The 8,888-nt window shown below is 45.4% G+C and carries 7 protein-coding genes; 2 read left to right on the forward strand and 5 right to left on the reverse strand.

Annotation, left to right across the window (positions count from 1 at the left end; all coding sequences use genetic code 11):
- Positions 1–43: 43 nt before the first annotated feature.
- From JGK39_RS31095 to JGK39_RS31105, 3 genes are all read right to left on the reverse strand, one after another.
- Positions 44–1,840 (reverse strand): ABC transporter ATP-binding protein, encoded by a 1,797-nt coding sequence (locus JGK39_RS31095; protein WP_293255809.1) that lies wholly within the window; start codon positions 1,838–1,840, stop codon positions 44–46.
- 17 nt (positions 1,841–1,857) lie between these two features.
- Positions 1,858–2,670 carry a class I SAM-dependent methyltransferase gene (locus JGK39_RS31100; protein ID WP_293298683.1) on the reverse strand — a complete coding sequence of 271 codons (813 nt, stop codon included), beginning with the start codon at positions 2,668–2,670 and terminating at the stop codon, positions 1,858–1,860.
- Positions 2,671–2,832: 162 nt separating this feature from the next.
- Positions 2,833–2,973: a hypothetical protein gene (locus tag JGK39_RS31105; RefSeq protein WP_293255815.1), complete on the reverse strand. Its 141-nt coding sequence runs from the start codon at positions 2,971–2,973 to the stop codon at positions 2,833–2,835.
- A gap of 160 nt (positions 2,974–3,133) precedes the next feature.
- Between JGK39_RS31105 and JGK39_RS31110 the strand changes: the two genes are divergently transcribed.
- Complete coding sequence (locus JGK39_RS31110) at positions 3,134–3,349, forward strand: hypothetical protein (protein ID WP_293255818.1); 216 nt, start codon at positions 3,134–3,136, stop codon at positions 3,347–3,349.
- A gap of 23 nt (positions 3,350–3,372) precedes the next feature.
- On the opposite strand, the gene JGK39_RS31115 is transcribed toward JGK39_RS31110, so the two are convergent.
- Both JGK39_RS31115 and JGK39_RS31120 read right to left on the reverse strand, forming a co-directional pair.
- Complete coding sequence (locus JGK39_RS31115) at positions 3,373–6,408, reverse strand: TonB-dependent receptor (protein WP_293298686.1); 3,036 nt, start codon at positions 6,406–6,408, stop codon at positions 3,373–3,375.
- Positions 6,409–7,141: 733 nt separating this feature from the next.
- Positions 7,142–8,008 carry an AMP-binding protein gene (locus JGK39_RS31120; protein ID WP_293298689.1) on the reverse strand — a complete coding sequence of 289 codons (867 nt, stop codon included), beginning with the start codon at positions 8,006–8,008 and terminating at the stop codon, positions 7,142–7,144.
- Here JGK39_RS31120 and JGK39_RS31125 point away from each other — a divergent pair.
- Positions 7,944–8,795 carry an AMP-binding protein gene (locus JGK39_RS31125; protein ID WP_293298692.1) on the forward strand — a complete coding sequence of 284 codons (852 nt, stop codon included), beginning with the start codon at positions 7,944–7,946 and terminating at the stop codon, positions 8,793–8,795. The two genes, JGK39_RS31120 and JGK39_RS31125, sit on opposite strands and share 65 nt — an antisense overlap.
- Positions 8,796–8,888 lie beyond the last annotated feature (93 nt).

Here is an 8,888-nt window from a genome sequence, read left to right on the forward strand (position 1 = left end):
GGTTGAAAAAAAATGTCAATCAAATGCTAAAACTTCGTTGTGCTTACCTCAACGACCTCTTGGCTATTTGAGGCTTTTGCAAAACCGGGATGCTCCCCTCTAAGTCTTGCACCGAGTTATGAGCCTGCCACATTTTGCCGTACAATTCACTTGTTTGCAACAGTTCGGAATGGCGACCTCGATCGACTATCGTACCTTTATTTAATACAATAATCTGGTCAGATTCGGTAATAGTTGATAGTCGGTGAGCTATGACAATTAAAGTTTTATTTTGGATTAAACTACCGATCGCCTCTTGAATTTTTGCTTCATTTTCGGGGTCTAGAAAAGCTGTAGCTTCATCCAATATCACAATTAGAGCATTTTTCAAGATAGCGCGCGCGATCGCAATTCGCTGTTTTTGTCCGCCGCTTAGTTTAGCCCCTCGCGCCCCCGCAACAGTTTGATAACCTTGCGGTAAAGCCTCAACAAATTCGTGAACGCGAGCCATTTTTGCTGCTGCAATAACTTCTGCATCGCTGGCATTTGGATTGCCCAAACGAATGTTTTCCAATACAGTATCTTGAAACAAAAATACATCCTGAAACACGAATGCTATTTGCGACATTAACGTTTCAAACGACATATCCCTAACGCTGACACCGCCAATCAAAATTTCGCCGCTGCTTGCATCCCAAAAGCGGGGAATCAGCCGCGCGACAGTTGTTTTTCCGGCCCCAGAAGGTCCGACAAAAGCAGTGACAGTTCCTTGTTTTGCGGTAAAACTGATGTCTCGAAGTACCTGTTTTTCGTTGTAGCTAAAAGTAACATTGCGAAACTCAATACTAGAATTTGTTGGCTGGCGATCGCACTCTGATACCGACAACACTTGCTCGTTGAAAATTACTTCAATGCGCTTCATGCCCTCAAACATATAATATCCGTCTGAGAGAATTGACATCAGTTTAGACAGCGGTGCATTGAAACTCAAACCTAAAACCAAAAACAAAATTAAGGTTGACATATCGATGCTGCCAGAAAGATAAAGCCAAGTTCCTACTGGTAAAATGGTAACGATATTAGCCGTGATACCGACAAAAAATACTGATAAACCGGGTAAGGATTTCCAAACCCATTCTTGGTAAATTTTGTGATAGCGATTGACTGCATTTTCGTATTTTTCGTAGGACGTTGCTGTTTGCCCGAATGCCTTAACTACTTTCATTCCCCGCACGTATTCAACGATCGTGCTATTCATGTCTTCCAGGGAATCGTGAAACGGTTTGTAAAGGGGTTTCACAGCAGCTTGAACTGACCAAGCTTGACCTGCAAGGGCGATCGGAAAAACAGCAAGTGTTGCTAGAGTCATCCGCCAGTCAACAGTAAATAGATAAATGGTTGTCAGCAAAACTAATGTTGTGACAGATACGAAATCTGGTAAAATATGACCTAAAGCCTCTTCAAGATTTTCAGCATCGTCTGCCATGATCTTTTTAATTTGACCGATCGAGTTTTGATTGAAGTAACCCAAGGGAACCCGATTTAACTTTTGGGCGATCGCCAATCGCACGTCGCAGATTATCGCATTAGCTGCACGGTGAGAAATGGATATTGCTAGACTCTTACACAAATACTTGAAAAAAATGGCAGCCACACTAACAGCAGCCAATATCCAAATATAATTTTGGTCAATGGGCGGATTGAGTAACTCGATCGCCATCAAATAAATTATGACAAACGGTACTAGCCCCAGCAATGTAGCGATCGCAGCTAAACTAATTGAGAGACAAAGTGGCAACAGTCGCTGCTTCGCCAAATCTAATAAGATACTTTGCTTCGTTTCCGAATTCTGTAAATTCATGATTCACAACTCACTAATTATTTGCCTTGCGCTAACGGATTGAGTTTGGTTTCAACAACCAGACAGCCATTGCGAATGTAAGGAATCCAAGAAAGCAAGCGCACCATCAAAGGCCAACGTTCCGGGTACGATCTAAAAAAAGAGCGAACATTTACCAGCGACAATCCCAAAGCTTCAACATCTCGTTCATCTTTGGCATACCACTCGATCGGTGCTCCCAGTTGAGCCAATTTACTGCCAGTTTTTTTACTAGAGTTTCCTACTACATCCATTACCAAAGTTGCACCGGGAAACTTGCGGCGCATCTCGTTAATTAACTGCTGCAACTCGTTAATTTCAAAGTACATCAGCAATCCTTCAGCGATGAACAAAATGCTTTCAGGTTCCCTTTTGGGTAGTCCGTCCATCCAATCAAAATCCATCACCGAACTGCGGATAAATTGATGTTCGTTTGTCTCAGTGTCTAACTGTTGCCGAATTTCAGTCACGACGGGAAGATCGAGATCGATCCAGATCGATCGCCCCTTTCCCACGCGATGATAGCGACTCGATAAACCAGCACCAAATTCGACGATTAACGGATATCTAAAATTAGCAATATGGCGTTCGGTAACTTCATCAAATAGTTTGGCACGCACGGCCCAAGCAATTTGAGATACTGGATTGTAAAAATCCTCTAATTCCTTATCCCAAGGCAAAGATTTAATCCATGCAGCAGCGCGTTCGTCTTGGAATAAACCGTTGGGGCGATCGTGTTCGTCCGCACGCCCTCGCAGAGTTAAAATCATTGTGCGCGGTACGCCGCTTAACTGAACGTTTGACTGAGACATAATAAATCAATCTCCTGTTTGTTGATTGACCGATCTAAAGGTTTGTAGTGCGGACTTCAGTCCGTAAAATCCAGAGAATGCGTGCGATCTATTCCCCCTAAAAAAAGGTTTGTAGTGCGGACTTTAGTCCGTAAAATCTAGAGTAAGTGTGCGAGCGATTCCTCAATAAAAACGGTTTGTAGTGCGGACTTCAGTCCGTAAAATACTGAGAGTGCGATCGATTCCCAATAAAAACGGTTTGTAGTACGGACTAAAGCCCGTAAAATCCTGATGGCTAAACTCTGTATTACTAACATCTGGCACCAGTGTTATTTGGGGATTTTTCGTGGGTGGGGGCGGGTTTATTTAACCTGTCTGCGACCTTTAAGGCTGTTGGCGAACCCGCCCCTACAGGTTTATTAGACATCTCCTAAAAAGATTTTGGTGGTCTTGCCACATCCGGACAAAAAGCTAATTTTGGGAGATGTCTATTGAAAATTGTGCAAGATTTCAGCATTACGAACTCGATCGCCTGTTAGCCGGCCTGCGGACTATCGAAATGGTTACTTTTTGTGTTGTTCACGATCTGTTCCTCTTAGCTGTGCTAGTTGTTAAGTTGGTTGATGGTATCTGGGATAAGACTTACGCTCAAAACCGATCGTTTGTGTGCGGACTCCCCGCAGCAGATTCAAAGGACTGAAGTCCTCACTACAAACCTGATGACTAAAATTTCGTTGTCACTTGGACTCCGATCGTCCTGCCCTCTCCAATTGCTCCAAAGAATTGAGTATTGGGATCGAAGCTACTTCTGAAACCTGAAGTAAAATAAGTCTTGTCAAACAAGTTGTTGCCGTACAAATAAACGCCAAAATTATCAAATTCGTAACCGATTCTGGCATTTACTAAAACAAACGGCTCTTGTTTGGCTTCGTTGTTTTCGTCAAAAAATATTTGACCGAATCCCTGCACCTCTGCTCGACCCAAAAAGCCATTCGGACTGCGGTATTGAGCGCCTGCATTGAAAGTAAATTCTGGTGTGCTTGGCAGTCGATTGCCATCAAGTTTCACTCCGGCACCGTTTGTATATCTGTCAAATCTGGCATTTGTATAGCCAACACCAGCATTTAAGTCAAATCCTCTCGCCGGCTGCGCCCTGAGTTCTAGTTCCAAACCCCAAATATTTGCTGACTCAGCGTTAGTAATCGACGAAATATTGGGAGGGACAAAATCAATTACCTGATAGTCCCTAACTCGCGTGTAAAAGAAAGCAACATTAGCTAACAGGCGATCGTTCAACCAATTTGTCTTTGTACCTATTTCGTAAGTCCAGGTTCTTTCTGCATCGAATTGAGCTGCTTCGGGAATGCTGGGAAGCGAACTAAAACCGCCATTTTTGTAGCCGCGAGCAATGCTGCTATAAACCATCAGGTTGGGACTAAAGCGATAATCTATTGCTAGTTTGGGCAGCACTACATTATTGCTATCGCTGAGATTGATATCTGGACCCGCAGATCTTCTCACTCCTTCTAACTCTAGAAAAGACTGCCGTTCCATATTGAAATTTCTAGTTTCAAACCTCAGCCCACCAGTGATTGTTAGCGGTGGTGTCGGTCTGTAGGTTAACTGAGAAAAAACAGCATAAGTCGTATCAGTAAATTCTGCTGGAGTGATGCTGGTAGCTGGCGGGAAGCCGAAGGCTGCTCCACCGGAACCGAACATAGTGCTGACATCTATCCCTGTTTCTTTATATTCGTAATACCCGCCAACTAACCACTCGAATGTCCGAGCAGTTTCTGGCGATTGCAAGCGAAATTCTTGACTCCACTTGAGCGTGTTCAAATCGACATTGGCGTTGACTATAGGTAAAGGGCCGGCATCGCCATCTCCTGAAGCTGGGCTATTTCTAAACTCTCTCCTTGCAGTAATCGAAGTAAACCGAATTCCCGAACCATTGTAGAATACTCTTAAAGATTGGTCGTTCCCTGCTGAGTGAATTTTACCGATAAAGTCTTGATTGACTTCTCTGCGATTTGCCCTGTCAAACGGTACGGAAAGGAAAGGGCCGTCGTTATTTTCTTCGTAATTAAGACCCAACCTAACATCCCAATCTCTGGCAGGGGAAAGCCAGCGCAATTGACCCCGAACGGCTAAACTTTGCCTGTTGTCTATCAGTTCGTCAATGAAAGTATTACGAACAAAACCGTCTCGTTCTGAATACAAACCTGACAAGCTGAAAAATAGATTTTCTTCAACAGGACCTTTGATAGTTAGTTGGTTTTCCCGCACTCCTGGGAAACCGTAGGTGGTAGAACCTCTAACTTCCCAAACATTTGTCGGGGCCCTGGTAACAATGTTAACTACTCCTCCTTGAGTGTTTTGACCGTAAAGCGTTCCTTGCGGGCCTCGCAGCACTTCAATGCGTTCGATATCGGTGAGGCTTGATTGAAAGCTGAACCAGTCAGAATAAGGAACGTCATCGACGTAAAATCCGAGCGAAGAACCGCCGCTGGTATTGGGGGTGACAATGTTACCCAAACCGCGAATGTTAAGCAAGCTTCGGGAACGATTTCCGCCTTCTAAAATCGAAAAATTGGGAACTAATTTGGGAATGTCTTGCGATGAAGTTATGCCGGAATCTTGGACTTGCCGCCCGGTGATGGCTGTGATGCTAGCGGGTACGTTTTGAATGCTTTCTTCGCTTTTTTGGGCAGTTACGGTGATGTTAATTTCTGATTGCGGGGTAACGCTGACAACTAAACCGCTAGCACCTGCAGTAACGCTGGCATTGGGTAGTTGCGTTTCTCCGGTGACGCGCACTCGAATTGTGTTGGTATCGAGTTGGCTGGCGGTGACTGAAGTAATTCCGGTTGTTGGATTTTCGGCGCTAAATGTTTCGCCTTGCGGTAGGGCTAGTCGAGCGCCTTTGATATCAATTATTAAAGTGTTGCGATCGCTCCGATCGCCCGTTTGGGAAAATGGCAACTGCCGTCCCGTGGGGGTTTCTAAGAGGATTTCCACGCCCGTAGCCGTGCGGTTGAGCTTGACGCCTGTTACTTGAGCGGCTTCTGGCTGGGGGATTGGTATTGCTGGTGCGGACTCTTGAGTTAAAAAGTCTGCGCTGGTTTGAGGCCGATCGATCTCGCTGAGCCGCCTAACTTGCAATAATGGCTGTTCGGAGTTTGTCTGTCGCTGTTGTTGCTGCTGTTGTTGGGATCGATCGCGATCGCCCGTTGCATTTACTGCTGCGGCATCGAAAGCCGATCGCTCCTGGGTATCGACTGCATTGCGATCGCTTGTCACTGCTCTCTGCGAACCGTTGGTTTCAGAGTCTTTCACAGCAGTCGATTGGGGAGCGATCGCACTGCTACCATTATTTTCTTTTTCCGAGATTGTCGGTGGCAAACTCGATTCGCGAGCGATCGCACTGTGGTGCGTATTGTCGCTTTCCGATATTGCCTCCGCAGAATTTAAAGGTGCAGGGTTTTCTGAGATATTTCCCAAACTTTGAGCGTTTTCTGTTTTGCGATCGGATTTTTTGGGAGCAATTGCTTGCTGCTGTCCGATCGCGCTTTGAATTTCCGAAACCTCAAGCGGCAACAGTCGATCGGCATCTTCCGACTCTCGATCGTTGGCAGAAGTAGGCTCTGCATTCCTGACTTCAACAGCCTCAGAAACAGTCTCGGAGAGTGCTGGCCCTGTTCCTAATATCAATGCAGTGCCCGCAATACCCATCAAGCTGAGCAATAATCTAGTCTTCAAATTTGTATCCTCACACACTGTAAATTTTGCAAAAAAGTTTCGTAACGAACTCTACAATATTTTAAATACGCCCACCTATCCAGCGTATTATTCTCATTAATTGACTAAAAATCTTGCTCTACTGCAAGCTACTTAATGACAATAAGATTTAATATCAAATAGCTAGATTTTCTTTAGGAATTTTTTATATTTCCCAGATAGTTGCAGGTTGGACGCAAGTGCGACAGGCGGCTGTGGCAGCGCTTAACTCCTGTAAATAAAAGCTTTTCAGGCTGAAACAGTAAATTCCAGCAGGATTTTATACACGACTGCACATAAAATCAATATTGTCAATCCTGACAAAGAAATACTTTGACTAGGTTTCCGAAAATTCAGTTTTCTGTTCAATAAGTTTCTAGAGATTTTGGCAATAATAAATAAAACCTAAAAAATAGATGCGAATTATTCTCATTAGGTAAGAATAGGCAAGACAGCTTAACGGCCAGATACAGCAAGTACGCAGTACGGTAGCGGAACTGAAATCAGATTCAGGCAAATCTCTCAATCGAGGTTGCCCCTCAAGCGCTAAATAGGGCTTGCTGAATATATCGATCGCAGGTTACGTAGGCTCAAACTTTTTAGAAAAAGAGATTAGTCAATCTGTCGCAAATCCGTCTATGGCGAGCGCGGATTTTTTTTGCCCTAAACGGATAACTTGAGCAAATGCTCAATTGCGAGTTGGAGCATGGGTCATTTACCGCAGGGATTGGCGATGAATTTTCCCTGTCGAGGTGCGCGGCAGGCGCTCCACAAAACGCCATAATTGAGGGACTTTAAAGTGAGGTAAATTTTGTTTGGAAAACTGATAGATATTTTTCTCCAAAGCCGGAGAAGCGCGACGTTCCGGCTTGAGTCCGATATGGGCGACGATCCGCGTCAGTTGACGACCGTCTTCCGACTCCGGCGCGATCGCTACTTCGAGAATATCGGGATGCTGCAATAAGACCTCCTCAATTTCCAACGGAGAAATCCACTGTCCGTTCGCTTTAAAGAGATCGCCTTTTCGTCCCATAAACTTAAAGTAGCCCTCCGGATCGCAGATGTACTTATCCCCCGTTCGCATGGTATTGCCGCACAGGGCTGCGCGAGTTTCTGGCAGACGATTCCAATAGCCCAGCATCAAACTATCTCCTTTCACCTCTAAATTTCCGATAGTATTGGCCGGTTGGGGCTGTCCGCCATCGTCTACGACGCGCACTTCATAACCGGGAACGGGACTGCCGGAAGTACCGGGCTTGCAGGCTTCTGGTCGATTGGATAAAAAGATGTGCAAAAATTCTGTCGTGCCGATCCCTTCGCAAATTTCCAGACCAAAAGCCTCTCGCCATTGCTGCCAAACAATCGGGGGCAACTGTTCGGCGGCCGAAACGCACAGGCGCAAACTGGAAACATTGAGGGGGGCAATCTCGCGCACGGCTAAAAGATTGGCGTAGATACTGGGGATGCCAAAGAAAAGGGTGGGTTGGTAGCGATCGCTATCCTTTGCGGAAGAGGTGATGGACTCTACGGACGGTCGCGGGGTCGATGTCGTACTCAACTCCTTGGGGGGCGAATTTCTCACCGAAAGTTTGCGGGTTTTAGCCCCTTACGGACGCTTCCTCGAATTGGGTCAGCGCGATATTCTCAACAATGCGGCGATCGGTTTGCGTCCCTTTGCTAAAAATCTCTCTTTCTTTGCCATCAATCTCGATCGCATTCAAACGGCAACGTCCGGGCGTGTCATTAGTTTGGGAGGGGCAACAGAAGCCTCAATTTGGTCGATTTTCTATGCGATTGAAACCCTCGATCCGGCTTGGAAAAGTATTCCCTACGGTCGCCCTTTAGCCAATCAGCGCTTTTACATTCTCGACGAAATTCTCGAACCCCTTCCGGTTTGGATACCGGGACAATTATACATCGGCGGCATCGGTTTAGCGCGAGAATATTGGCGCAATGAGGAGAAAACGGCAGGTAGTTTTATCCAACATCCAAAAACGGGAGAACGACTGTATAAAACAGGAGATTTGGGGCGCTATTTACCGAATGGCAATATCGAGTTTCTCGGACGAGAAGATTTTCAAGTTAAAGTTAATGGCTATCCCATCGAATTGGGGGAAATTGAGTCGGCATTGCTTCAGCATTCTTCCGTTCAAGAGGCTGTCATTTTAGCTGTTGGCGACTCCCACGAAAATAAGCATCTCGCGGCTTATATCGTTCCCCAAAAAGAGGAAAATACCGACTTGACAGAGGCAGAAATCGCACTCTGGCAAACTGTTGTGGGAGAGGGTAAAAAATGCTCGCGAGAACGGTCTTGGCACATCGATCGCGCTACTTTTGAAAAGCTTTGGGAAGGACAGAATCAACGTTAAGCTGTTTCGCATTTAAATTGTGATAACGGCATTTCCTTTGTTTTTGAGTTTTCGTCCCCATTTGATAATCAATCCTCCTTCATTTAAAAGCTT

Source organism: Microcoleus sp. PH2017_12_PCY_D_A (genome assembly GCF_020738565.1).
Classification (GTDB): Bacteria; Cyanobacteriota; Cyanobacteriia; order Cyanobacteriales; family Microcoleaceae; genus Microcoleus.